The following is a 23,322-nucleotide window of genomic DNA, read 5'->3' on the forward strand; positions in this document are numbered from 1 at the left end:
CCACGGCCGGATTTGAGGCCGCGCCACGTTATCGACGCTGGTGCCGCTGACCGCAACCGGAAGGCGATGCACCTCGTCGATACCTTCAAAGCCTTCATCCTGCCGAGCGCTCCTCAGGATGAGGGCTCAGGGGATGTCAGCGCTCTACGGGTTCTCCCCGCATCGCCCAATCCTTGAAGCCGCCGATATAGTGGCTGTCGATGTCGAGTCCGGCCGCCTGCGCGAATTCCAGCGCCCGCAGCGAGCGCACCCCGGCGGCGCAGGAGAGCACGACGCGCTTGCCCGGCTCGTTCGGCAGGTCGGCAGGATCGAATTGCGACAGCGGCCGCGACACCGAGCCCGGAATGCGGCCGGCGGCGAACTCATGCGGCTCGCGCACGTCGACGATGAGGATCGAGCCATCGGCCAGGCCCGCCTTGACGGCATCGATGTCGAGGTCGTGTACGATCATGCTGCTGCTCGCGGTCGCTCAGTTCAGGAGCTTCACCAGATAGAGGCTGAGCGCCGGAAATGCCACGCAGATGCCGAGCCTGATCACGTCGGCTGCGACGAAGGGCAGCACGCCGCGATAGATCCGCGTCACCGGCACGTCGCGCGCCAGCGAGGCGACGACGAAGACGTTGAGACCGATCGGCGGGCAGGTCATGCCGATGCCGACCACGATCAGCACGAGGATGCCGAACCAGATCGCGATGTCGTCGGTCGGCATGCCGAAATCGAGCGCCGTCACGATCGGGAAGAACACCGGCAGCGTCAGCAGGATCATGGCGAGCTCGTCCATCACGCCGCCGAGCACGATGTAGAACAGCAGGAGGCCGACCAGCACGGTATAGGGCGCCCAGCCCGACGCCACGATCATCTCGGCCGCCGCCGTCGGCACCTGCGTCAGCGCCAGGAAGGCGTTGAACACCTCGGCGCCGAGGAGGATGGCGAAGATCATCGCCGAGGTCTCGGCCGTCTGCAGGATCGCCTGCTTGACGCCGTCGAAGCCGAGCGTGCGCCGGAACAGGCCTATCGCCAGCATGATGAAGGCGCCGACCGACGCTCCCTCCGTCGGCGTGAAGACGCCGCCATAGATGCCGCCGACCACGATCACCGCGACCGCCAGCGCCGGGATGACGCCGAGCAGCAGCGGCCAGCGCTCGCGCCAGGGCGTGCGCTCATGGGCGGGTGCGAGCGTGCCGTCGACGCGCGACATGATCCAGATGGTGATGCAATAGAACGTCGCCGCCATCAGCCCGGGGATCAGCGCCGCCTGGAACAGCTTGGCGATGTTCTGCTCGGTCGAGATCGCATAGACGACGAGGATGACAGAGGGCGGGATCAGGATGCCGAGGGTGCCGCCGACCGCGGTGACGCCGCAGGCGAAGCCGGGATCGTAGCGATAGCTGCGCAATTGCGGCAGCGCAGCGCGGGCGAAGGTCGCGGTGGTCGCGACCGAGGAGCCGCAGATCGCGCCGAAGCCGGTGCAGGCCCCGATCATCGCCATGCCGAGGCCGCCGCGGCGATGGCCGACGAAGGCGGAAGCCGCCTTGAAGAGGTCGCCCGCCAGCCCGGAACGCTCGGCGAAGGCGCCCATCAACACGAAGAGCGGGATCACCGAGAGCGTGTAATTGGCGAAGATCTGATACGGCGTGGTGCGGATGTAGTTGAGGAAGGGCTCGAGCCCGTTGAGCTGGATATAGCCGGCGCTGCCGACGACCAGCATGGCGAGGCCGATCGGCAGGCGCAGCGCCATCAGCGCCAGCATGACGGCAAAGCCAGTGATCGCAAGAGATGCGCCGCTCATCGGGGCTGCCTCATGAGGCGGCTGGCGCTGACGAAGGCGGCGAGCGCCACGAAGCCGGCGAGCACCGCGCAGAGCGCGATCGGCAGATAGGCCGGCAGCTGCAGCACCATGGTGTTCTCGCCGCTGGCGAGCGCCGAGCGCGCGCCGACGCCGAGCCGCCAGGCGATCAGCGCCATGGCGAGGCCGTAGACCACGTCCCAGAGCGCATCGATGCCGTCGCGCCAGCGCTGCGGCAGCTTCAGGGTGAAAGTGTCGACGAAGATGTTGCCGCGCTTCAATTGGCAGAGCGGCAGGAAGCAGAAGGCGGCGACCGCGGTCGCCATCTGCACCAGCTCGAAATCGCCGGGCACGCCGGCGGCGCCGACCAGATCGCTGCGCAAGGTCACGCTGACCACGACCATGGTCGCGACCGCGATCAGCAGCGCACCGCCGACGAGCGCAACCGTCTCCGCCACCGCGTCGATGCGCGATGGCGGCCGCTCTTCCCCTGCCCTGTCGGTCATCGCGTCAGGCGGCGTTCTGGTGCTTGGTCAGGGCGGCGCGAGCAGAGGCGAGCAGCTTCTCGCCGTCGAGGCCCTTGTCCTTGGCGGTCTTGAGCCAGCCCTCGATCACCGGCGCGGTCGCCTTCTGCCAGCGCTCGGCCTCGGCCTGCTCCAGCGTGACGATGCTGTTGCCGCGCTTCTTGACCATCTCGGACACGACGACAGCCTGCTCGTCCCAGACCTTGCCGGCCATCGCCGCTGCCGCAGCGCCGGAGTTCTTGTCGATGATCGCCTTGAGGTCGGGCGCCAGGCCTTCGTACTTGGCCTTGTTCATGGCGAGCACGAAAGTCGCGACATAGAAGGTCGGCGAGCCCGGGATCTCGGTATGGTTCTTGACCAGCTCCTGGACCTTGATCGACGGCACGACCTCCCAGGGCACGACGCAGCCGTCGATGACGCGCTGCGCCAGCGATTCCGGCACCTGCGGGATCGGCATGCCGATGGCGTTGGCGCCGAGCGCGCGCAGCGCCTCGCCGGCGAGCCGGGTCGGGAAGCGCAGCTTGAGGCCCTTCAGGTCCTCCATCGTCTTCACCGGCTTGTTGGCATGAATCAGCCCGTGATCATGCGCCCAGAAGCAGATCGGATGGACGTCCTTGAACTCGTCCTTGAGGTGCTCCGCGGCATAGTCGGTCAGCGCCAGCGAGTTCACCAGCGCCCGCTTGTTCGGCACGAAGGGCAGTTCGAACGCCTCGATGCCGGTGAAGCGGCCGGGCGTGTTGCCGGGCAGCGTCCAGACGATGTCGACGACGCCGTCGCGAGCCTGGTCGTAGAGCTGCGGCGGCGTGCCGCCGAGCTGCATCGACGGGAAGATGTCGATCTTGATCCGGCCGTTCGATTCGGCGCCGACCTTGTCGGCCCAGGGCTTCAGGAACTTGGAATGCCCGTTCGCCACCGGCGGCAGGAAGTGGTGCATGCGCAGCGTCACTTCCTGGGCATTGGCGCGCGTGGCGCGCAGCACGGCGGGCGCAGCAACGGCCGAGCCGGCGAGCGTCAGGAATTTGCGGCGGTCAAAAGTCATTACATCCCTCCCCTGGGAAAAATCGGTGGTTGCGGTCGCCCCTGCCGCGGGCTTTCGGCGGCCTCGCCGCCCGTCCCGTCTCGCGTCTTGCACTATTGAGGTGGAAACCGGCCTGAACGCAAGCCGGGAGGCCGTCGCTGACGGCCTCCCGGTCATAATAGTTTCATCTGCAACCAATTGGCAAGCGGCGGAGACGCCGCGCCGGCTCAGGCGAGCGGCGGGATGCGCAGCACCCAGCCCGGCTGGATCAGGTCGGGATCCTTCACCGGCGGGGTGTTGGCCTTGACGATCTCGGTGTACTTGGCGCCCTTGCCCTTGCCGTAATGCTCCTCGGCGATCTTCCAGAGCGTATCGCCCTTCTTGACCGTGTAGAACACCGCGGCTGCCGCCTCCTTGTTGACGATCAGCTCCGATTCGACCGAGCCGACGCCGGCGGTGTTGCCGATCGCCAAGATGATCTTCTCGGCCTCCTCCGTGGTCATCGCCTTGCCGGAGACCTTCACCTTGTCGCCCGAGACGTCGATCTTGACGTCGGACGGCAGGCCATGGCCCGCCAGTTCCTTCTGCAACTGATCAGCCGTTGCCGCATTGGCCGAGCTCGACCCGAAGATCTTGGCGCCGGCTTCCTTGATGAAACTGAACAGACCCATGGCGTATTCTCCTCATGCGCTGGCCGCCCCGCCAGGATTGGCCGAACGATCGGGCTTCGCGCAACGCGACAGCCTTGGAGCATGTTCTGGTCGCAAAAATGGCAATCACCTTGCGGAACATATCCCGAGGCGGGCAACACATGAAGCCGACTCGGAACGACAACTGCAAGACGAAACCGTCACGAGACGAAGCCTGACGACTGCCCTTCCCTCGCGTCGCCGGCACTGGCAGAACGGTGCCAAGCCGGCAGGCTCCGTCATCGATATCCAGGAAAGGCCACCCATGACCGCCCTCTCCCTCGACCAGGCCAGCGTGATCGTCGACGGCGCCCTGAAATACGCCCGCGAGAACGGGCTGAAGCCGCTCGCCATCGCGGTGCTCGACGCCCGCGGCGCGCAGAAGTTCTTCCTGGCGCAGGACGGCACCAGCCTGAAGCGCGGCGAGATCGCGCTCGGCAAGGCCAATGGCGCGATCGCGCTCGGCGTCGGCCCGCGCACCCTCAACAAGATGGCGCTGGAGCGCCCGCACTTCATCAACGGCGTCGCCCTCTCGGTCGGCGGCCCGGTCGTCCCCGTGCCCGGCGGCGCGCTGATCCGCGATCCCGGCGGCAACCTCATCGGCGTCGTCGGCATCTCCGGCGACACCTCGGACAATGACGAGGCGGCGGCGCTCGCCGGCATCGCCGCCGCTGGGCTCACCGCCGAAACCGGCGGCTGAAAGCCCCATCCCGCATGCGATCGGGCCCGCCCGGCCTTGCGCGATGTCGCATTGCAAGGCCCGCGGATTTCCGGCAACGGGGGGCGACCGGCGGCCCTTGAAGCCGTCCTGAGGAACGAAGACCCATGAACATCGCCGCCACCATCGAGGGTGAGACCGTCGAGACCGACGCGCTGATCATCGGCGCCGGCCCCTGCGGCCTGTTCGCCGTGTTCGAGCTCGGCCTGCTCGACATCAAGGCCCATCTCGTCGACATCCTCCCAAAGGTCGGCGGCCAATGCGCCGAGCTCTATCCGGAGAAGCCGATCTACGACATTCCCGGCTTCCCGCTCGTCACCGGCCAGGGGCTGGTCGACAATCTGATGGAGCAGATCAAGCCCTTCGGCGCGACCTTCCATCTCAACCAGATGATCGAGGCGGTCGAGGTGCTCGGCTCAGCCGAGGCCCCGCGTTTCCGCCTGCGCACCGATGGCGGCACGGTGTTCGAGGCCAAGACGGTGCTGATCGCCGCCGGTGGCGGCTCCTTCCTGCCCAAGAAGCCCCCGATTCCCGGCATCGAGGCCTATGAGGGCCGCAGCGACGGCGGCGGCGTGCACTATGCCGTGCGCAAGATGGAGGCCTTCCGCGGCCGCGAGATCCTGATCGTCGGCGGCGGCGATTCGGCGCTCGACTGGACGCTGAACCTGCAGCCGATCGCAAAGCGCGTTACGCTGATGCATCGGCGCGACGATTTTCGCGCCGCGCCGCATTCGGTCGAGCAGATGCGCGCCCTCGTCGCCTCCGGTGCGATGGATCTGCGGCTCGGCCAGGTCATGGGCCTCAAGGGCGAGGGCAACGAGCTGCACGGCGCGATCTGCCGTGACAATGCCGGCGTCGAGTTCGAGATCGCCTGCAACACGATGCTGCCCTTCTTCGGGTTGACGATGAAGCTCGGCCCGATCGCCGACTGGGGTCTGAACCTCCACGAGAACCTGATCCCGGCGGACACCGAGAAGTTCGAGACCAATGTGCCTGGCATCTTCGCGATCGGTGACATCAACACCTATCCCGGCAAGCTGAAGCTGATCCTCTCGGGCTTCCACGAGGCGGCGCTCGCCGCCCAGAAGGTCCACCGCTACGTCTATCCGGAGAAGCGGCTGACCTTCCAGTACACGACCTCGTCGAGCGCCCTGCAGAAGAAGCTCGGCGTGGCTTGAGCCCTAAGCGTCATTCTCGGGCGAAGCGAAGCGCAGACCCGAGAATCTCATGACGAGAAGGCGCTATTGGAGTCTCTTCCGGCCTGAGATGCTCGGCTCAAGGCCGAGCATGACGTTGCTTGCCCCTACCGCACCACCGATATCGCCGACGCGGACGGCAGCATCTCATGTGCGGCCATGTCGTGCGCCGGGCGCGAGACCGGCTCCGGCGGCACCGGCTGGATGCGCGTCGCCGGCGAGCCCGAGGGGCCGCTATGCGTCGGCGCTTCCGCGACCACGCCCTCCTCTTCCGGCGGCGTCACGCGGTCGCGCAGTTCGGCGATCGCCCCCTCGAGCGGATGGAAACTGAAGCGGATCTTGTGCGTGCCGGCCGGAACCTGCACGGCGCGGAACAAGACGTTCGCCTTGAGGATCTCGACCTCCTGGCCGTCGAGCTCGGCCTTCCACCAGGGGTGCCAGATGTCGTTCAGCACGACGAAGCCGGGCTGGGCGGTCGTGACCTCGATCTCGACCACCGTGTTGCGGTAGCGCTTGAGCTTGACCTCGGCATTGCTCGCGACCGGCCCTTCCGGCACGCCGGGCTCCGGCTCCTGGTCGAGCAGGACGACGCGCTGCGGGTCGGCCTCCGGCCATTTCCCGGCCGACTTCATCCCCTCGAAATCGGCGAGTTCCCAGCCGCCGACGAACATCACGCGCGGCAGCGCCCGCGGGTTCTCGTAGATGTAGCCGTCCTTGGTATAGGCGACGAGCTTGAGGTCGCCCTCGCGCAGCGAGCGGTCGACCTCACCGATCGGCACCCGGGTCGCGATGTAGCGCAGGCCGAGGAAATCGGCGAGGCGGCAGCGATAGGACGGGAACAGGGGCGTGAACACGCGCTCGCCCGGCGCCGCGATCGAATCGCGCGTGCCGACCGCATCCGAAAAGTCGGCCAGACGCAGCGGGTTGTAGCCGAGCGTATGATCGAAGCCGTGGATCATGCCGGCATTGGGCCACTCGAAGCCCATCCCGAGCAGTTCGACCCGGTCGCGCCGGGCTGAATCCGACGGCTGCGCCGTCAGCTTCTTCAGCACGGCGACGGTCTCGTTCTTGGTCTCCGGCCGGAGCACGTCGTAGACCTCGGGCGCCAGCGCCGTAGCCTCGTTCGGACCGTTATTGGCAGCAAGGTCGGCAGCGACGACGCCCGTGATGAACAGGCTTGCGGCAAGCGGGGTCGCAGCGCCGCGCCAGCGCGTCAGCACCACGAGGAGCAGGAGCGCGCTGGCGAACCAGGCGGCAGCGGTCGCGCTCGGCAGCCAGGCCTGACCGAGATGGCCGGCCTGACGCGCCACCAGCAAGGCAACGCCGATCAGCAGCGCGATCGCACCGGCGCCGATGCCGAGATCGCGCCAGATCGCGCCCTGCTTCTCCTCGCTGAGCATGCGATGCAGCAGATAGCCCGAGAGCACGGCCCCGAGTCCGCCGATCAGGAAGGTCGCATCGGCCGGCCGCCGGAACACCTTGACGCCCGGCAGATAGTCATAGGCGAGGTGGAACAGCGGCGTGTAGCGGCCGAGCGCGAACAGCACCATCAGCACGAACAGGATGGTGAAGGGCCGGATCGCCCTGTCCCAGAGCCAGCCGCGCGTCAGGCCCGGCACGATCAGCAGCATGAAAGGCAACGCCCCCAGATAGACCTGCCCCATATTCTTCGACAGGAAGAGTTCCTTGGCGTTCCAGTCCGGAGCGTAAGGCCCCCAGAATTCGACGGACGGGTCACGCACGCCGAACAGGTCGCCGACGAAGGCGGTCAGCAGGGAGGCCGGGTGCAGCGAGCCCCTGCCGGCTTCGACGAGATCGATGGCGGGGCGCGTCGTCGCCTCGGCGAAGAGCCAGGTCCAGAGCAGCGGCACCGCGATGGTGACGATCCCGGCGAAGCAGGCGGCCGCGATCGGCGCGAGACTTTCGCGCAACCCCGTCCAGCCCTCGGAGAGCCAGTAGGCCACAACCATGCCGATCAGGATATAGGCGCCGAGCAACGCGACCTGATCGGGCTCGAGCACCATCATCCCGGCGGAAAAGCCGGCGAGCAGGCCATAGCGCAGCGAGGCGCGCTGCAGCATCCGCGCCGTCAGCCAGAACGACAATCCGAAGAAGGCAAAGCTGGCGATCTGGCCGACATGCTGAACCCGCCAGGCGGCGGAGGCGCCGAAGGCGAAGACCAGCGCCGCGAGCAGCGCCCCGGCCGGATGCCAGTTGCGGTCGCGGAAGAACATCAGCATGGCGAGCCCGCCGACCAGCAGATGCGCCAGCACATAGGCATCGACCGCGCGGAAGCTCGGCGAGGGGTTGAACAGCGCCAGCAGGATCGCGGGCGAGAAGATCAGCGATTGCGGATCGGCGACCTGGGGCGAGCCGGCGAAGACGTTGTGGGTCCAGAACGGCGACTGGCCCGAGTGCAGCGCCTGCGCCAGGAACTGGATCTGCGCCTGGAAATGCGCCTTGGCGTCGAACGGAATCGTCACCGCTCCCGACAGCCAGGGCCAGCACAGCGCCACCCAGGCGCAACAGAACAGCGCGGCCGCCAGCCAGTAGCTGGAGCCCGATCTCCACACGGCTTTCAACTGGACCCCCAAGGCCCCCGGCGCGCCCGGCGCGCATGATCACGCGCCGATCACGCCGATGTGATCACGTTCGACGATGATGGTTCCGCGATGAACCGAAACTGAATGAAACTGAACAGCGCGGATCGAGCGCCCGACTGTGGCCCGGCAGCGTCAACTTGCCGCGCCGTGCGAAGCCGGGTCAGCGCTTCTGCGCCACCCAGGCGGCGAGGACGCGCCGCTCGTCCGCGGTCATGCCCGAGAGGTTGTTCGGCGGCATGGCGTGGGTCAGCACCGCCTGCACGCCGATGGCGCGGCGCTGGCGGGCGATCAGCTCGGGTTCGTGCAGGAAGACGCCCTTGGGCGCGATCTGCAGGCCAGGCCAGGACGGCTCTGGCGCATGGCACATGGCGCAGCGTCCGGTGACGATGTTGGCGACCTCCGGCGAGGGCGGCACCAGGCCGGCGAGCATCATCGGCTTGGCCGGTTCCAGCGGCTTCAGCCCGAGACGCTCGCGACCTCCGGGCGAGGACGCCATCGCCACCCAGAAGGCGAGCCAGAGCGCAAGCGCCGCCACCGCCCAGGTCCACCACGGCGACTTGGCATGGTCGGCATGGCGGACATTGTAGAAATGCCGGATCAGTGCACCCGCGACGATGATCAGCGCGACCAGAACCGGGATCACCGCCGAATTGGCGTAGGTCACCGGGTAGTGGTTCGCCAGCATCAGGAACAGCACCGGCAGGGTGATGTAGTTGTTGTGCAGCGAGCGCTGCTTGGCCTGCTTGCCGTATTTCGGATCGGGCACCTCGCCGGCGACCATCGCAGCGATGGTCTTGCGCTGGCCCGGCATGATCACGAAGAACACATTGGCCGACATGATCGTCGCCATCAGCGCCCCGGTATGAATCAGCGCGCCGCGCCCGGAGAAGACCGAGGCGAAAGCGAAGCTTGCTGCGACGACATAGCCGAAGCCGAGCAGACCGAGCACGACGTCGTTCTTGCCGAGCGGCGATTTGCAGAGCAGATCGTAGAACAGCCAGCCGCCGGCCAATGCCGCGATGCCGATCGCGCCCGCTGCGAAGGGCGAGAGCGCCATCACCGCCGGGTCGATCAGATAGAGCTCCGACTGGGCGTAGTAGACCCAGACCAGCAGGAAGAAGCCGGAGATCCAGGTCCAGTAGGCCTGCCATTTGTGCCAGGTCAGCTCCTTCGGCAGCACCTCTGGCGCGACCAGGTATTTGCGCATCGCATAGAAGCCGCCGCCATGGACCTGCCAGGCGAGGAACTGCGTCGGCTGGCCGGCCTCGGTCCTGGGCGCATCCGGCGCGGCCCTCAGCGAGGCGTCCAAGTGGATGAAGAAGAAGGACGAGCCGATCCAGGCGATCGCCGCGATCACATGCAGCCAGCGCAGGAGCTGGCTGCCCCACTCCATCAGATAGGCCTCAAGCACGGACGGACTCCGGGTGGAGCGGTATGTGTGCGATTTGACAGGGCGGAATCCGGAAGGGAACTTGCATCGCAGTCCAGACTAGGTTCGCAGCCTTGGAAGGCAAGCGTCATTCCAGCTGCTCAACGCAGCATCAACGAGAGGTTCAGGGCTATGGGGCGTCTGTCGACGCATGTGCTCGATACGGTCAACGGCAGGCCGGCCGCGGGCGTCGCGATCGCGCTCGACGCGCTGCTGCCGGACGGTAGCCGCGAACGGATCGCCGACACCGTCACCAATGCCGACGGCCGCACCGATGCGCCTCTGCTCACCGGCAGGCTACCGGTCGGCAGCTATGAATTGACCTTCGCGATCGGCGACTATTTCCGCCATCTCGGCACGAAGCTCCCTGAGCCGGCCTTCCTCGATCTCGTGCCGATCCGCTTCGCCATCGCCGAGCCGCAGGGCCATTATCACGTACCACTGCTCGCTTCGCCCTGGAGCTATTCGACCTATCGCGGCAGCTGAAAACGACTCATCGACAACGGCTTGCCGGCCGTTCTTGACTCTCGCTCGCATGGACTTGAATCATCTCATGAGCACTTCCTACCCGCGCGACCTCGTCGGCTATGGCCGCACCCCTCCGCATCCGCACTGGCCGGGGCAGGCCCGCATCGCCGTCCAGTTCGTGGTCAATTACGAGGAGGGCGGCGAGAACAACATCCTGCATGGCGATGCCGCCTCGGAGGCCTTCCTCTCCGAGATCGTCGGTGCCGCGCCCTGGCCCGGCCAGCGCCATATGAACATGGAGTCGATCTACGAATACGGCTCGCGCGCCGGCTATTGGCGGCTGTGGCGGATGTTCACTGAGCGCAATCTGCCCGTCACGGTCTTCGCCGTCGCGTCGGCCCTGCAGCGCTATCCGCAGATCGTTGCCTCGATGCAGGAGGCCGGCTGGGAGATCGCGACCCACGGCCTGAAATGGATCGACTATCGCGACGCGCCCGCAGAGCTCGAGCGCGAGCACATCCTCGAGGCCATCCGCATCCAGACCGAGCTCGCCGGGACCCGTCCGCTCGGGTGCTATCAGGGCCGCACCTCGGTCAACACCATTCCTCTGACCATGGAGGAAGGCGGCTTCCTCTACACCGCCGACGTCTATGCCGACGAATTGCCCTATTGGCTGCAGGGGCCGCGCGGCCCGCAGCTCGCCGTCCCCTATACGCTCGACGCCAACGACATGCGCTTTGCGACGCCACAGGGCTTCAACAGCGGCGACCAGTTCTTCGCCTATCTCAAGGACTCGTTCGACACGCTCTATGCCGAGGGCGAGACCGCGCCGAAGATGATGTCGGTCGGCCTGCATTGCCGGCTCGTCGGCCGGCCCGGCCGGGCCGCCGCGCTCGCCCGCTTCCTCGACTACGTCCAGAGCCATGATCGCGTCTGGGTCGCGACGCGGCTCGACATCGCCCGCCATTGGGTCAGGACACATCCGCCGGAAGGGGGCTACAAGCCCTCGCGGCTGCCTCGGGCGCTTTTCGTCGAGGTCTATGGGCGGGTCTTCGAGCATTCTTCCTGGATTGCCGAGAAGGCCTACGCGGCTGGCATCAATGCGGAGCACGACTCCGCCGATGCGCTCCACTCCGCGATGTTCAGGATCGTGCAGGAAAGCCCGCGCGAGACGCAGATCGCCTTCCTGAAACAGCATCCCGACCTTGCCGGCAAGATCGCCGCCGCCGGCGAGTTGACCGCGGAATCGGCGGACGAACAGGGCTCGGCGGGTCTCGACCGCCTGACATCCGACGAGCGCGCCCGTTTCACCGCTCTGAACGAAGCGTACAAGGCGAGGTTCGGCATCCCCTTCATCCTGGCCGTCAAGGGACTGACGAAGGCCGACATCCTCGCGAATTTCGAGGAACGGATGGCGAGCACGCCACAGCGCGAATTCGAGACCGCCCTCGCGCAGGTCGAGAAGATAACCTTGCTGCGGATGCGCGATTTGCTACCCTACAGCTAGAGCGCGTTCGTCTTCTTTCGCCCCGCCGGATCGACCATCCGCGCCAGCCACCACGTCGTACCGGCGGGGTCCTTGACCCCGCCGCGGCGATCGCCATCGCCCTTCTCTTCCGGCGCTTGGACCAGCGTGCCGCCAGCCGCCACAGCCTTCGCGATCAAAGCGTCGGGGTCGGCGACATAGACGTGGACATGGGATTCCGGCCCGCCCGGCGCCTGCCCGAGCATCACGATCGAATCGTCGATCCTGAACTCGGCATGCATGATCCCGCCATCCTCGCGCCGGGCGATGAAGCTGGGATCAGCTCCGAAGACGGCCTTGGCGAAAGCGAGCGCCTGCTCGGCATCGGTGACCATGAGATAGGGCGAGACCGCGTTGTGCCCTTCCGGCTTATGCATGGGTTCCTCCTGTTTCCACACAGGCAACTTGCCCAGCCGCCGGCTGTTCCGGCCGCCTACAACCCGCTGACCAGATGCCCGCCATCGACCGCGACGACCGCGCCGGTCATGTAGCGCCCGGCCTCCGAGCAGAGCAGCAGGAGCGGCCCGTCGAGATCATCGAGCTCGCCGGGCCGGCGCATCGGGATGCGCTTCTTCAGCGCCTCGCCGGCCTCCCCTGCGAAGAACGCGCGATTGATGTCGGTGACGATGTAGCCCGGCGCCAGCGCGTTGACCCTGATCTTGTACCGGGCCCATTCCAGCGCCAGCGCCTTGGTCATCTGGATCAGCCCGGCCTTGGAGATCGCATAGGGCGCGACCTTGCCGGCGACGCGCTCGCCCAGGATCGAGGCGATGTTGACGATCGCCCCGCCGCCGTCCTGTTCCACCATAAGCTTCGCCGCCGCCTGCGCCGCAAAGAAGCAGCCCTTCAGGTTGACGTCGATCTGGCTGTCCCACTGCGCCTCGCTGACCGAGAGCGCAGCTTCCGTCTCGCCGACGCCGGCATTGTTGACCAGCACGTCGAGCCCGCCGAGCAGCCTGGCAGCCTCGGCGATGCCTGCCTCGATCACCTTGGCCGAACTCACATCGAGCGCGAGCGGCAAGACCTTGCCCGGCAAGCTCTCGCACTCACGCGCCAGTTCCTGAAGCCGCTCGGTCCGGCGCGCCGCAGCCACCACATGCGCTCCCTTGCCCGCGAGCAGCCGGGCGAAATGCGCCCCTAACCCTGAGGAAGCGCCCGTCACCAGAAGCCGCTTGCCCTTGAGATCCTCGAACATTCCGCGTGTCTCCCTGCCGACGGAAGGGACAATGCCGCGCGGCGATGGTCAACCTCGCCGCACCGGAACCCGGCCGCGGCCGAGGCGTTTCCTGCCGAGTAACGTTTCGGACGGGGGATACCCATGTTTCGCATTCTGCTGGTGATCGCGGTCATCGCGATCGGCTACGACGCCATAGTCCACCAGGGCGCCTACACGCGCGACCTCTGGTACAAGGCCGTCGGCGCAACCGAGCGCGTCGTCGACGAGGCCAAGCGCGTCGGCGAGCGGGCTCCGGACGAGCCGCCGCGCTCGCAGATGAATTGAGCGTCAGCGCTCCCACGCCGTCATGCTCGCCCTTGTGGCGAGCATTCACGTCTTGAACGAGGCCTTCGACCTTCAAAGACGTGGATGGTCGGGACGAGCCCGACCATGACGGGAAAGGGCAGCGCCTACGCCGCCTCCCTCGCCAACGCGGCTCGCTCGACCTCCCCGGCGATGGCATCGAGGAGTGCCGTCTCGTCGCCGGCCAGGCCCTCCATCGCCGCCATGCGGGCGAGCACGGTCGCGGCGACTTTCTCTTCCACCGTATCCTCGGCATAGGCATAGAAGATCGTCGCGTGCTGGCCGTCGCGATGGCAGCGCCCTTCGATCTGCTGCAGCTGGATCGCGCTGTGCCGGAGGTCATGGACGACCAGTGCCCGCTCGCGTTCGCCGCCAGGCATCTCGGCCCGGTGCAGCGAAATCGACTCGGTCACGGTGAAGACGACGGCATCGAGATTGCCGGTCTGGAAGGCGATGCGGGTGGCTTCATTGACTTCGCCGGAATGCTCGCCGGTGATCGAGCCGACGCGCCAGCCCCTGCCCGTAAGCTTCTCGGCCAGCATCGCCCCGGTTTCGAGGAAGGCGACGGAGATCGCGACCTGCTCGTCATTCTCCAGCAGGTCCTGGCAGAATTCGGCCGTGCCGGCCGTGCGCAGCAGGCTCGCCTTCTGGCGAAAGCGCAGATCGGCGGCCCAGCCAGCGGGCTTCCGGGTCGAACCGCCAGCGAGGCCGAGTTCGCGCCGGAATTCGCGCCAGGTCGCGTCATAGAGCTTGCGCTCGCTCGTATCGAGCGCAACGGGGGCGAGCTCGCGCTGCACCTCCGGCCAGCCGGCGATCTCCTCCGGCCGGCGACGCAGGCCGATGGCGTTGGCGCCGCGATAGAGCAGGTCCGCCATCACCTTTCGGTCGCTCGCGTTCGGCTCCCAGCTCCAGTTCTTCCAGCGCCCCTTGGCCTTGCCGATCTTCAGCCGCTTCATCAGCGCCCGGAAACCGTCGAGATCGCCGCCCGGCGCGCCCGTCGCCACCGACAGCAAACGCGCGAGATAAGAGAGCTCGTGCGGCGCCTGCCCGGCCGTCGCGCTCATATAGATCGTGAACTGCGCGGCGGCCGCCATCTGCCGGCAGACCAGCCCCTGCTGCGAATTCGGATTGCGGATGCGATGGGCCTCGTCGATCACGACCAGCGGCCAAACCCGCTTCGGCGTGCCGTGCTTGGCGAGCTCGTTGTTCTTCGCGCGGATCGAACGCTTGTTCGAGGCCGGCGGTGGCGCGAGCAGCGACTTCGTCCGCTCGAAATTCATCAGGGTGAGCTTCTTCGCCGGGAGCCCGGCATGGGCGATAGTGCGCCGCCATTGCGGAATCGCGCCCTTCGGGCAGATCACCAGCACCTCCTGCTCGGGCATGGCCGAGATGGCGAGCCAGGCCGAGAGCGTCTTGCCGAGCCCGGTGAGGTCACCGAGCAGGAAGCCGGGCTTGCCCGCCGCCCGCGCCGCCAGGATCGCCTCGCGCGCGACGAGCTGGTGAGGATGCGGCACCATGATCTCGGGCGCATCGGCCTTCACGGGAACGCTCATGCCTGCCGGACCTCGGAAGCCGGAGCCCGCTCAGTCGCCATCGCTGCCAGCACATCGGCGTGCTGCAGCTCCTCGATCAGCACGCTCAAGAAATTGGTCACCACCTTGGGCAGCGCCCGGCCCGACATGCTCTGGATCTGCAGGCTGCGCGGCGGCAGGTCGCCATCCCGGAGCGGCAGCGCCACCACCGAGCCGTCGCGGATCGAGGCGCCGAAGGCGATCGAGCTCGCGAACATCACCGCGCCGCCGAGCTTGCAGAAATGCCCGAGCCCCGCGACGTTGGTCGAGACCAGCACCGGCTCGACGGTAAGGCCCCGCGCCGAGAAATAGATGTCGACGATCTTGCGTACCGTCGCCTCGCTGTCGAGCACCGCCACCGGGTGGACGAAGATGTCCTCGATCCGGATCGATTCCTTGCCCGCCAGCGGGTGGTGCGGTGCGACGAAGGCATAGGTCCGCGCCGCGCATTGCCAGTTGATGGTGACGCCGCGCTCCTGCTGCAGCACGAAGGTCAGCCCGAGGTCGATCGCCCCGGTGCGGACATGCTCGGTGACGACCTGCGGCGACATCACCTTGACGTCGAAGGCGACGTCCGGGTGCTGCTGGCGGAAGGCGTAGATCACCTCGGGAATGAAGCTGACCGCAAAGCCCTCGGTGACGCCGAGCCGGATCAGGCCCTTGCTGGCACCGCGCAGTTCGCGGATCTCGCTGACGACCTGCTCGCTGTCCAGTTCGAGCCGCTGCGCGTAGGCCGCCAGCGTCTGGCCGGCCTGGGTCAGGATCATGCCGTGCGAGCGCCGCTCGAACAGCGCGGCGTCCAGCTCCTTTTCGAGATTGACGATCTGGCGGCTGACGGCCGAGCCGGCGACGCGCAGGCGCTGCGCCGCGGCGCTGATCGAGCCGGTCCGCACCACCGCCAGGAAATACCGCAAGGCCGGAGTCTGCACGTCATGAACCTCGGCTACCACTTCCGACATGCTCAGCCCTCATCCTGAGGAGCGATCGCAGATCGCGTCTCGAAGGATGCTCCAGCTGGTTCCGGAGCGTCCTGGAGCATCCTTCGAGACGCCGCTGATGCGGCTCCTCAGGATGAGGGCTGAGAAGATGGCTGCCGTAGCAAGGCATTGCCGCTTCGGCAACGATCCTTTCGATTCATTCTTATGGCGGCAAGCACGAAGCTGTGCAGAGTTTGTGTCGCCGGCGTGACGGTGGCCCGAGGCTGCCCGCCGAACGAGACAAGCGACAACGCTGCGAGGGGAAAACATGCGCTTCTTCGACAAGGCCTCAACGGCCCTGGCCGCAACCATTCTGGCTGCGACCGCCTTTACCACGCCCGCCCTGGCCCAGAAGGCCGCCAACACCGTCCGCTTCGCCTATGACCAGGCGCCCGAAAGCGTCGATCCGTTCTTCAACAATGTCCGCATCGGCGTGATCATCGGCGCCAATGTCTGGGACACGCTGATCTACCGCGACCCCGCCACCAACGAGTACAAGGGCCAGCTCGCCAAGAGCTGGAAGCAGGTTGACGACAAGACCATCGAGTTCGAGCTGCGCGAGGGCGTGAAGTTCCACAATGGCGAGGAGTTCGACGCCGACGACGTCGTCTACACGCTGAACTTCATCTCCAAGCCCGAGAACAAGGTCGTCACCCAGGGCAACGTCAACTGGATCGCCAAGGCCGAGAAGCTCGACAAGTACAAGGTCCGGCTGACCACCAAGGAGATCTTCCCGGCCGCGATCGAGTACCTCGCCGGCCCGGTCGTGATCCATCCGAACGAGTATTACGAGAAGGTCGGGCCCAAGGGCCAGAACGAGAAGCCGGTCGGCTCGGGCCCCTACAAGGTCTCGAACTATGTGCCGGGCAAGTCGATCACGCTCGAGCTCAACAAGGACTACTTCAAGGATTCGCCGAAGCCGCAGCCCAAGGTCGGCAAGTTCGAGATCCGCTTCATCCCGGATCGCCAGACTCAGATGGCCGAGATGCTATCGGGCGGCGCCGACCTGATCATGCACGTGCCGAAGGACCAGGCCGACCAGCTCCAGAGCGTCCCGACGCTGCAGGTCGTCTCCGGTGAGACGATGCGTATCGTCTTCATGCAGATGAACATCCTCGACGGCACGCCGGCCCCCGCCCTCAAGGACGAGCGCGTGCGCAAGGCGATCATCCACGCCATCGACCGCGAGGCGATGGTCAAGAACATCGTCGGCACGGGCTCGCGCGTCATCAACACGATCTGCTTCCCCTCGCAGTTCGGCTGCACCGACGAGGGCGCGGCGCGCTATCCCTATGATCCCGCCAAGGCCAAGGCGCTGCTGGCGGAAGCCGGCCATCCCAGCCTGACCATGGACATCGTCGCCTATCGCGAGCGCAACCAGACCGAGGCGCTGATCGGCTATCTCCAGGCCGTCGGCATCAAGACCAATCTGCGCTTCCTGCAATACGCCGCGATGCGCGAGCAGATCGCCACCAACAAGGCGATGCTGACGCACCAGACCTGGGGCTCGTTCTCGGTCAACGACGTCTCGGCCGCGACGCCGAACTACTTCGCCTTCCGCAGCGAGGACATCACCCGCGATCCGCAGGTCCGCGACCTCTTGGAGAAGGGCAACAACTCGGTCGATCCGGCGGTCCGCAAGGAGGCCTACAAGGCCGGCCTGAAGATCATCGCCGACAAGGCCTATGCCGTGCCGCTCTATTCGCTGCCGGTCTACTACGTCGCCAACAAGGACCTGAACTTCAAGGCCTATCCGGACGAGCTCGTCCGCTTCTGGGAGATGGGCTGGAAGTGACGCGCAAGCGTCATTCTCGGGCGAAGCGAAGCGCAGACCCGAGAATCTCCTGAAAGAGATGGTCGGCTCAAGGCCGACCATGACGCGCCGGGCTGATAACCCGGCGCGGACATCACCTTCACAATTGGAAGCAAGCCATGCTCGGCTTCATCGTCAAACGGCTCGGCCTGGCGCTGCTCGTCGCCCTCGCGGTCTCGGCCATCGCCTTCTTCCTGCTGCGCCTGTCCGGCGACATCGCGGTCGCGATCGCCGGCGAGGGCGCGCAGCAGGCGGATCTCGACGTCATCCGCAAGACCTACGGGCTCGATCGGCCACTCGTCGTCCAGTATTTCGACTGGCTGCTGAAGACGCTGTCAGGCGATTTCGGCACCTCGATCTATTTCAAGACCGACGTCTCCTCGCTGGTCTTCGCCAAGCTGCCGGTGACGCTGATCCTCGGTGTCTCCTCGCTCGCCTTCGCGCTTCTGATCTCGATCCCGCTCGGCGTGCTCGCGGCGATCTACGCCAATAGCTGGATCGATCGGCTGGCGCTGGCCATCGCCGTCTTCGGCCAGGCGATGCCGAACTTCTTCTTCGCGCTGATCCTGGTGATGCTGTTCTCGATCACGCTGCGCTGGCTGCCGGTCTCCGGCTCCGGGACCTGGCTGCATTACGTCATGCCGACGATCGCGCTCGGCTACTACACCGCCCCGGCCTTCATGCGCCTGATCCGCGCCGGCATGATCGAAGTGCTCTCGGCCGACTATATCCGCACCGCCCGCGCCAAGGGGCTGTCGTCCCATGCCGTCGTCATCACCCATGCCTTGCGCAACGCCGCAGTGCCGGTGGTCGCGCTGACGGCGGTGCAGCTCGGCTTCCTGCTCGGCGGCTCGGTGGTGATCGAAACGATCTTCGCGCTCGATGGCCTCGGCTACCTCGCCTATCAGAGCATCACCTACAAGGATTTCCCGGTCATGCAGGTCATCGTCCTGCTGCTCTCGGTCGTCTACGTCCTGCTGACGCTGCTGGCCGACATCGCCAATGCCTGGCTCGATCCGCGAATCCGGGTATCCTGAAATGAGCGATGCGACCTCCCTCCCCCTTGCCTCCAGCGATATCACCGGCGGCCGTCGCCTGTTGCGCCGCGCGCTGGCCCAGAAATCCTTCCTGTTCGGCTTCGGCCTGCTGGTGCTCTTCATCGTGCTGGCGCTGCTCGCCCCGCTGCTGGCGCCGCATGATCCCTATCTGCAGAACCTGACGGCGCGGAACGTCCCACCGTTCTGGTACGACAAGGGCAACTGGCTCCACCCGCTCGGCACCGACCCGCTCGGGCGCGACTATCTCTCGCGCCTGCTCTACGGCGCCCGCATCTCGCTGATCATCGGCATCAGCGTCGTCGCCATCGCCGGGCTGATCGGCACGACCATGGGCCTGCTCGCCGGCTATTTCGGCGGCCGCATCGACATGGCCGTGACCTTCATGGTCACCACCCGCCTCGCCATGCCGGTGATCCTGGTGGCACTCGCCGTCGTCGCCATCATCGGCTCCTCGCTCTGGATCGTCATCCTGGTGCTCGGCCTCCTGAAATGGGACCGCTTCGCCGTGGTGATGCGCAGCGCGACGCAGCAGGTCCGCTCGCTCGACTACATCACGGCGGCACAGGCCTCGGGCGCCAGCACGACCCGCATCATCCTGCGCGAGGTCCTGCCCAACATCGCCCCGCATCTGATCGTGGTCGCGACCTTGGAGGCGGCGAGCGCCATCCTGCTCGAAGCGGCGCTCTCCTTCCTCGGCCTCGGCGTGCAGCCGCCGCTGCCGTCGTGGGGCCTGATGGTCTCCGAGGCCAAGGCCTACATGTTCTTCTCGTTCTGGCTGATCGCCCTGCCCGGCACGGCGCTCGCCCTGCTGATCTTCGCGATCAACCTCGCGGGCGACGGCCTGCGCGACGTGATCTCGCCCGAAAAGCGCAACTGATCCTTTCTGACGGAGTGACCACCATGACCCGCGCCAAGGCGATCGCCCATGCGCTCGACTATTTCGACTCCGGCAGCTTCAAGAGCGACCTTACCCGGCTCGTCGCAATGCCGACCGAGAGCCAGAACCCCGAGCGCGCCCCGGTACTCACCGAGTATCTGGAACAGGAGATGCAGCCGCTGCTGGAAAGCCTCGGCTTCTCCTGCCGGACGCTGAACCACCCCAAGGCCAAGGGCCCCTTCCTCTTCGCCGAGCGTATCGAGGCCGAGGGCCTGCCGACCATCTTCGGCTACGGCCACGGCGACGTCATCCGCGGCCTCGACGCACAGTGGGCGGAAGGGCTCTCGCCCTGGACGCTCACCGAGCGCGGCGACCGCTGGTACGGACGCGGCGTCGTCGACAACAAGGGCCAGCACCTGATCAACATCAGCGCGCTGAAATCCGTGCTCGAGACGCGCGGCGGCACGCTCGGCTTCAATGTCAAATACCTGATCGAGATGGGCGAGGAATGCGGCTCGCCCGGCCTGCGCGAGCTCTGCACCGAGCAGAAGGAGCTGTTCAAGTCGGACGTGCTGATCGCCTCCGACGGGCCGCGCCTCAATGCCGAGCGCCCGACCATCTTTTTGGGCGCCCGCGGCGGCGTCACCTTCGACCTCACCATCAACGCCCGCGAGGGCGGCCACCACTCCGGCAACTGGGGCGGCATCCTTTCCGACCCGGCGATCCAGCTCGCCCACGCCATCGCCTCGATCACCTCGCCGACCGGGCAGATCCGCATCCATGAATGGGTGCCGAAGGAATTGCCGGCGGCGGTGCGCAAGGCCCTCGCCGATTGCGAGATCGACGGCGGGCCCGATGGCCCGACCATCGATCCCGAATGGGGCGAGCCCGGCCTGTCGCCGGCCGAGCAGGTCTTCGGCTGGTGCTCCTTCGACGTGCTGGCGATGAAGTCGGGCGTACCGGAGACCCCGGTCAACGCCGTGCCGCCGAGTGCCTGGGCCCGCTGCGCACTGCGCTTCGTCGTAGGCATCGATCCGGACGACGTCATCCCGGCGCTGCAGCGCCACCTCAAGCGCCATGGCTTCGACATGGTCGAAGTCACCAAGGCGCGCGACGCGGTCTTCAACGCGACGCGGCTCGATCCCGATGATCCGTGGGTGGAATGGGCTCTGGCCTCGCTGCAGAAGAGCACCAACAAGAAGCCGGCTTTGCTGCCCAATCTCGGCGGCGGCCTGCCCAACGACATCTTCGCGGATATCGTTGGCATGCGCACGATCTGGGTGCCGCATTCCTATCCCGGCTGCTCGCAGCATGCCCCCAACGAGCATGTGCCTGTCGCCATCCCGCGCGAAGCGCTCGGCCTGATGGCTGGGCTCTATTGGGACCTCGGCGAGAGCGACCGCCCGGCACTCTGAGCTAGGCTAGCGTCCCCGCTCCTGCGGCTCGCGCGGATCGCGGGCCGGCGGCAGGTCGATCGGCGATGCCGGGGGGCCTTCGGGCGGCGCATTCGGCGGCAGTTCCGGCGGAGGATCGTTCGGAATACCGTTCGGCTCGTTGTCCGGCGGATTCTCGATCGGCGGTGCCGGCGCGACCTCGCCGGGGTTCATCGGCGGTAGCTCCGGTGGTGGCGTCGGGCTGGTCGGCACGCCACCCGGCGGTCCGCCGGCTTGATGGATCGTCGTCATGCGGGCACTCCTTGCATGCCCGATAAACGCTCTTGCCCCGCGAAGGTTCGCGGCAGGCGGCACGGAACAATGCAGTGGCTCGCAGCTTGGTTCGGCAATCACTCAGCCAAGGAGCACTGCCATGCCGGATGGAAAGCCACGCGAAAATCCCGCTCTGCTCGACGAGCGCATCGAGACCGATCCGGTCCGGCCCGAGGACGCCTCGGTCCGCCCTGACCAGGATGCGCCGATCAGCGACCGGCGCCGCGCCAGCGACACGACCAATGTCCACGACGCAGGCAGCGACGCCAACGACACGCTGGACGGATTGACCGAGCAGGAAGAGGCTGTCCGCCACGCCGCCGAGGACATCCCGACGGGCCAGGACCCGGCCGGCAAGACCGAGGCGACGCCCGTCTTCGATCGTGCTTCAAAGCCTCCCAAGGTCTGACGCGGGCGGCGCCATCGGCGGCCCGCCATCATCGGCAAGGGGGCGCCGCATGAAGACACTGGCTCTGGCATCGCAACTGGCGGCGATCACGCTTGTCGCCCTGATCGGAACGGCTTCGGCGCAGACGCCTGACCTGCTCGTCTGCACTGGCCCCTTCGCTCGCGATGCCGACGAGGCGACCTTGGTCGGGGCGTTCGGCGCCGGAAACGTCCAGCGCGCCCGCATCGAGATCGGCGAAGGCGAGAAGGTGGCCGGCGCCATCCTCTTTCCCAAAGACAGGAAGCGCCGGCTCGAGCTGATCTGGCGCGACGGCAAGAAGCGCCGCGGCCCCGCCACGATTTATGTCCGCGACGGCTCGGCCTGGGCCGTGGCCGGGCCGGCGGGCGAGCGCCTCGCCATCGGCAGTGCCCTCGCAGCGGTCGAGGCCGCCAATGGCAAGCCCTTCAGCATCCTCGGCTTCGACTGGGATTATTCCGGCACCGCCGCCGACTGGCAGGGCGGCAAGCTCGCCAAGGCCTTCGGCGGCTGCAGGCTGACGATCCGTTTCGGCTATCCGAAGGGCGCCGACGCCAAGGCGCTCGACCGGCTCTCCGGCGACAAGGAATTCTCCTCGGCCGATCCGGACATGCGCCTCGTCAAGCCGACGGCCTACGAGATCCTGCTGTCCTGGTCGGACTGAGCCAAAGCACGTACGGCAGGGGCCAACATCGCTGACCAATGAAAGCCCTCATCCTGAGGAGCGATCGCAGATCGCGTCTCGAAGGATGCTTCAGATGTCTCCGGAACCTCCTGGAGCATCCTTCGAGACGCCGCTGCGCTGCTCCTCAGGATGAGGGCTGAGGAGGTCGCACCGGCCCTCTTAGTCCTCGTCTTCCCTGGCGCGTCCTGTCTCGACGAGGATTTCGCGTTTTCCGGCGTGGTTGGCGGGGCCGACGATGCCCTCGTTCTCCATCCGCTCCATGATCGAGGCGGCGCGGTTGTAGCCGATCTGCAGGCGGCGCTGGATGTAGGAGGTCGAGGCCTTCTTGTCGCGCAGCACCACCGCCACCGCCTGCTCATAGGGGTCGTCGCTCTCGGCGCCCATGGCGCTCTTGTCGAAGACCGCCCCGTCCTCGTCCTCGGCGCCGCCGGCCTCGTCCTCGGCCGTGACCGCGTCGAGATAGTCCGGCCGCCCCTGCGTCTTCAGATGCGCGACGACCTTCTCGACCTCGGCGTCCGAGACGAACGGGCCGTGCACGCGGGTGATCCGGCCGCCGCCGGCCATGTAGAGCATGTCGCCCTGGCCCAGCAGCTGCTCGGCGCCCATCTCGCCCAGAATGGTGCGCGAGTCGATCTTGCTGGTGACCTGGAAGGAGATCCGCGTCGGGAAGTTCGCCTTGATCGTGCCGGTGATCACGTCGACCGAAGGCCGCTGCGTCGCCAGGACCACATGGATG

General features: G+C 66.9%; 24 protein-coding genes. 11 read left to right on the plus strand and 13 right to left on the minus strand.

Annotated features, from left to right (window positions below; translation table 11 throughout):
- Positions 1 to 136 precede the first annotated feature (136 nt).
- From BMZ21_RS28985 to lysM, 5 genes are all read right to left on the minus strand, one after another.
- Positions 137 to 451 carry a rhodanese-like domain-containing protein gene (locus BMZ21_RS28985; protein ID WP_091843311.1) on the minus strand — a complete coding sequence of 105 codons (315 nt, stop codon included), beginning with the start codon at positions 449 to 451 and terminating at the stop codon, positions 137 to 139.
- A gap of 18 nt (positions 452 to 469) precedes the next feature.
- Positions 470 to 1,789: a TRAP transporter large permease gene (locus BMZ21_RS28990; protein WP_091843315.1), complete on the minus strand. Its 1,320-nt coding sequence runs from the start codon at positions 1,787 to 1,789 to the stop codon at positions 470 to 472.
- Complete coding sequence (locus BMZ21_RS28995; protein WP_091843319.1) at positions 1,786 to 2,292, minus strand: TRAP transporter small permease; 507 nt, start codon at positions 2,290 to 2,292, stop codon at positions 1,786 to 1,788. The genes BMZ21_RS28990 and BMZ21_RS28995 overlap by 4 nt, the downstream gene beginning before the upstream one ends.
- A 4-nt stretch (positions 2,293 to 2,296) precedes the next feature.
- Positions 2,297 to 3,349, minus strand: a complete 1,053-nt coding sequence (locus tag BMZ21_RS29000) for a TRAP transporter substrate-binding protein (RefSeq protein ID WP_091843324.1) — start codon at positions 3,347 to 3,349, stop codon at positions 2,297 to 2,299.
- A gap of 206 nt (positions 3,350 to 3,555) precedes the next feature.
- On the minus strand, positions 3,556 to 3,999 hold the full coding sequence (lysM, locus tag BMZ21_RS29005; protein WP_091843329.1) for a peptidoglycan-binding protein LysM: 444 nt from the start codon (positions 3,997 to 3,999) through the stop codon (positions 3,556 to 3,558).
- Positions 4,000 to 4,282: 283 nt separating this feature from the next.
- Here lysM and BMZ21_RS29010 point away from each other — a divergent pair, with 283 nt between their 5' ends.
- Together BMZ21_RS29010 and BMZ21_RS29015 are read left to right on the plus strand one after the other, a co-directional pair.
- Positions 4,283 to 4,717 carry a GlcG/HbpS family heme-binding protein gene (locus BMZ21_RS29010; protein WP_091843334.1) on the plus strand — a complete coding sequence of 145 codons (435 nt, stop codon included), beginning with the start codon at positions 4,283 to 4,285 and terminating at the stop codon, positions 4,715 to 4,717.
- A 125-nt stretch (positions 4,718 to 4,842) separates the two neighbouring features.
- Entirely contained in the window at positions 4,843 to 5,913 is a 1,071-nt protein-coding gene (locus BMZ21_RS29015) for an NAD(P)/FAD-dependent oxidoreductase (RefSeq protein WP_091843338.1), read from the plus strand.
- Positions 5,914 to 6,038: 125 nt separating this feature from the next.
- On the opposite strand, the gene BMZ21_RS29020 is transcribed toward BMZ21_RS29015, so the two are convergent.
- Together BMZ21_RS29020 and BMZ21_RS29025 are read right to left on the minus strand one after the other, a co-directional pair.
- Positions 6,039 to 8,513 (minus strand): YfhO family protein, encoded by a 2,475-nt coding sequence (locus BMZ21_RS29020; protein WP_143079839.1) that lies wholly within the window; start codon positions 8,511 to 8,513, stop codon positions 6,039 to 6,041.
- A gap of 181 nt (positions 8,514 to 8,694) precedes the next feature.
- Positions 8,695 to 9,927, minus strand: a complete 1,233-nt coding sequence (locus tag BMZ21_RS29025; protein WP_091843391.1) for a urate hydroxylase PuuD — start codon at positions 9,925 to 9,927, stop codon at positions 8,695 to 8,697.
- 168 nt (positions 9,928 to 10,095) lie between these two features.
- Between BMZ21_RS29025 and uraH the strand changes: the two genes are divergently transcribed.
- A complete protein-coding gene (uraH, locus tag BMZ21_RS29030) occupies positions 10,096 to 10,449 on the plus strand; it encodes a hydroxyisourate hydrolase (protein ID WP_091843344.1) in 354 nt (117 codons plus the stop codon).
- Between the two features lie 67 nt (positions 10,450 to 10,516).
- A complete protein-coding gene (gene puuE, locus BMZ21_RS29035; RefSeq protein ID WP_091843348.1) occupies positions 10,517 to 11,938 on the plus strand; it encodes an allantoinase PuuE in 1,422 nt (473 codons plus the stop codon).
- On the opposite strand, the gene BMZ21_RS29040 is transcribed toward puuE, so the two are convergent.
- Both BMZ21_RS29040 and BMZ21_RS29045 read right to left on the minus strand, forming a co-directional pair.
- Entirely contained in the window at positions 11,935 to 12,333 is a 399-nt protein-coding gene (locus BMZ21_RS29040; protein WP_091843352.1) for a VOC family protein, read from the minus strand. The two genes, puuE and BMZ21_RS29040, sit on opposite strands and share 4 nt — an antisense overlap.
- A gap of 56 nt (positions 12,334 to 12,389) precedes the next feature.
- The gene (locus BMZ21_RS29045) at positions 12,390 to 13,151 is read right to left on the minus strand and encodes an SDR family NAD(P)-dependent oxidoreductase (RefSeq protein ID WP_091843355.1); all 762 of its coding nucleotides are present in this window, start codon (positions 13,149 to 13,151) and stop codon (positions 12,390 to 12,392) included.
- Between the two features lie 123 nt (positions 13,152 to 13,274).
- On the opposite strand from BMZ21_RS29045, the gene BMZ21_RS29050 reads away from it, so the two are divergent.
- The gene (locus BMZ21_RS29050) at positions 13,275 to 13,457 is read left to right on the plus strand and encodes a hypothetical protein (protein ID WP_091843359.1); all 183 of its coding nucleotides are present in this window, start codon (positions 13,275 to 13,277) and stop codon (positions 13,455 to 13,457) included.
- A gap of 125 nt (positions 13,458 to 13,582) precedes the next feature.
- Here the strand turns inward: BMZ21_RS29050 and BMZ21_RS29055 are convergent, their stop codons facing one another.
- The gene (locus BMZ21_RS29055; protein ID WP_244544079.1) at positions 13,583 to 15,028 is read right to left on the minus strand and encodes an SNF2-related protein; all 1,446 of its coding nucleotides are present in this window, start codon (positions 15,026 to 15,028) and stop codon (positions 13,583 to 13,585) included.
- The gene (locus BMZ21_RS29060) at positions 15,025 to 16,005 is read right to left on the minus strand and encodes a LysR family transcriptional regulator (protein WP_091843365.1); all 981 of its coding nucleotides are present in this window, start codon (positions 16,003 to 16,005) and stop codon (positions 15,025 to 15,027) included. The genes BMZ21_RS29055 and BMZ21_RS29060 overlap by 4 nt, the downstream gene beginning before the upstream one ends.
- A 286-nt stretch (positions 16,006 to 16,291) precedes the next feature.
- Between BMZ21_RS29060 and BMZ21_RS29065 the strand changes: the two genes are divergently transcribed.
- From BMZ21_RS29065 to BMZ21_RS29080, 4 genes are all read left to right on the plus strand, one after another.
- The gene (locus BMZ21_RS29065; protein ID WP_091843368.1) at positions 16,292 to 17,818 is read left to right on the plus strand and encodes an ABC transporter substrate-binding protein; all 1,527 of its coding nucleotides are present in this window, start codon (positions 16,292 to 16,294) and stop codon (positions 17,816 to 17,818) included.
- A 137-nt stretch (positions 17,819 to 17,955) separates the two neighbouring features.
- Positions 17,956 to 18,873 (plus strand): ABC transporter permease, encoded by a 918-nt coding sequence (locus BMZ21_RS29070; RefSeq protein WP_091843371.1) that lies wholly within the window; start codon positions 17,956 to 17,958, stop codon positions 18,871 to 18,873.
- 1 nt (position 18,874) lies between these two features.
- Positions 18,875 to 19,771, plus strand: coding sequence for an ABC transporter permease (locus BMZ21_RS29075; protein WP_208862399.1), 897 nt, complete (start codon positions 18,875 to 18,877; stop codon positions 19,769 to 19,771).
- Between the two features lie 23 nt (positions 19,772 to 19,794).
- Positions 19,795 to 21,186, plus strand: a complete 1,392-nt coding sequence (locus BMZ21_RS29080; RefSeq protein ID WP_091843377.1) for a M20 family metallopeptidase — start codon at positions 19,795 to 19,797, stop codon at positions 21,184 to 21,186.
- A gap of 6 nt (positions 21,187 to 21,192) precedes the next feature.
- Here BMZ21_RS29080 and BMZ21_RS29085 read toward each other — a convergent pair whose 3' ends face one another.
- The gene (locus BMZ21_RS29085) at positions 21,193 to 21,456 is read right to left on the minus strand and encodes a hypothetical protein (RefSeq protein WP_091843380.1); all 264 of its coding nucleotides are present in this window, start codon (positions 21,454 to 21,456) and stop codon (positions 21,193 to 21,195) included.
- A 121-nt stretch (positions 21,457 to 21,577) separates the two neighbouring features.
- Here BMZ21_RS29085 and BMZ21_RS29090 point away from each other — a divergent pair, with 121 nt between their 5' ends.
- Both BMZ21_RS29090 and BMZ21_RS29095 read left to right on the plus strand, forming a co-directional pair.
- Complete coding sequence (locus BMZ21_RS29090) at positions 21,578 to 21,886, plus strand: hypothetical protein (protein ID WP_091843382.1); 309 nt, start codon at positions 21,578 to 21,580, stop codon at positions 21,884 to 21,886.
- Between the two features lie 49 nt (positions 21,887 to 21,935).
- Positions 21,936 to 22,565, plus strand: a complete 630-nt coding sequence (locus tag BMZ21_RS29095) for a hypothetical protein (protein ID WP_091843385.1) — start codon at positions 21,936 to 21,938, stop codon at positions 22,563 to 22,565.
- 180 nt (positions 22,566 to 22,745) lie between these two features.
- Here the strand turns inward: BMZ21_RS29095 and BMZ21_RS29100 are convergent.
- Positions 22,746 to 23,322 (minus strand): DNA translocase FtsK (locus BMZ21_RS29100; RefSeq protein WP_143079840.1); only part of this gene is annotated, 577 nt, incomplete at its 5' end.

Origin of the sequence: Allobosea lupini, assembly GCF_900109525.1 — a bacterium.
GTDB lineage: Bacteria > Pseudomonadota > Alphaproteobacteria > Rhizobiales > Beijerinckiaceae > Allobosea > Allobosea lupini.

Bases quoted from the DNA above. Each gene is read 5' to 3' on its own strand.
- BMZ21_RS28990 (WP_091843315.1), bottom strand. From the start codon at position 1,789: ATGAGCGGCGCATCTCTTGCGATCACTGGCTTTGCCGTCATGCTGGCG.
- BMZ21_RS29010 (WP_091843334.1), top strand. From the start codon at position 4,283: ATGACCGCCCTCTCCCTCGACCAGGCCAGCGTGATCGTCGACGGCGCC.
- BMZ21_RS29085 (WP_091843380.1), bottom strand. From the start codon at position 21,456: ATGACGACGATCCATCAAGCCGGCGGACCGCCGGGTGGCGTGCCGACC.
- BMZ21_RS29060 (WP_091843365.1), bottom strand. From the start codon at position 16,005: ATGTCGGAAGTGGTAGCCGAGGTTCATGACGTGCAGACTCCGGCCTTG.
- BMZ21_RS29090 (WP_091843382.1), top strand. From the start codon at position 21,578: ATGCCGGATGGAAAGCCACGCGAAAATCCCGCTCTGCTCGACGAGCGC.
- BMZ21_RS29015 (WP_091843338.1), top strand. From the start codon at position 4,843: ATGAACATCGCCGCCACCATCGAGGGTGAGACCGTCGAGACCGACGCG.
- BMZ21_RS29070 (WP_091843371.1), top strand. From the start codon at position 17,956: ATGCTCGGCTTCATCGTCAAACGGCTCGGCCTGGCGCTGCTCGTCGCC.
- BMZ21_RS29080 (WP_091843377.1), top strand. From the start codon at position 19,795: ATGACCCGCGCCAAGGCGATCGCCCATGCGCTCGACTATTTCGACTCC.
- BMZ21_RS29045 (WP_091843355.1), bottom strand. From the start codon at position 13,151: ATGTTCGAGGATCTCAAGGGCAAGCGGCTTCTGGTGACGGGCGCTTCC.
- BMZ21_RS29000 (WP_091843324.1), bottom strand. From the start codon at position 3,349: ATGACTTTTGACCGCCGCAAATTCCTGACGCTCGCCGGCTCGGCCGTT.
- BMZ21_RS29065 (WP_091843368.1), top strand. From the start codon at position 16,292: ATGCGCTTCTTCGACAAGGCCTCAACGGCCCTGGCCGCAACCATTCTG.
- uraH (WP_091843344.1), top strand. From the start codon at position 10,096: ATGGGGCGTCTGTCGACGCATGTGCTCGATACGGTCAACGGCAGGCCG.
- puuE (WP_091843348.1), top strand. From the start codon at position 10,517: ATGAGCACTTCCTACCCGCGCGACCTCGTCGGCTATGGCCGCACCCCT.
- BMZ21_RS29025 (WP_091843391.1), bottom strand. From the start codon at position 9,927: ATGGAGTGGGGCAGCCAGCTCCTGCGCTGGCTGCATGTGATCGCGGCG.
- BMZ21_RS29095 (WP_091843385.1), top strand. From the start codon at position 21,936: ATGAAGACACTGGCTCTGGCATCGCAACTGGCGGCGATCACGCTTGTC.
- BMZ21_RS29075 (WP_208862399.1), top strand. From the start codon at position 18,875: ATGAGCGATGCGACCTCCCTCCCCCTTGCCTCCAGCGATATCACCGGC.
- BMZ21_RS29055 (WP_244544079.1), bottom strand. From the start codon at position 15,028: ATGAGCGTTCCCGTGAAGGCCGATGCGCCCGAGATCATGGTGCCGCAT.
- BMZ21_RS28985 (WP_091843311.1), bottom strand. From the start codon at position 451: ATGATCGTACACGACCTCGACATCGATGCCGTCAAGGCGGGCCTGGCC.
- BMZ21_RS28995 (WP_091843319.1), bottom strand. From the start codon at position 2,292: ATGACCGACAGGGCAGGGGAAGAGCGGCCGCCATCGCGCATCGACGCG.
- BMZ21_RS29040 (WP_091843352.1), bottom strand. From the start codon at position 12,333: ATGCATAAGCCGGAAGGGCACAACGCGGTCTCGCCCTATCTCATGGTC.
- BMZ21_RS29050 (WP_091843359.1), top strand. From the start codon at position 13,275: ATGTTTCGCATTCTGCTGGTGATCGCGGTCATCGCGATCGGCTACGAC.
- lysM (WP_091843329.1), bottom strand. From the start codon at position 3,999: ATGGGTCTGTTCAGTTTCATCAAGGAAGCCGGCGCCAAGATCTTCGGG.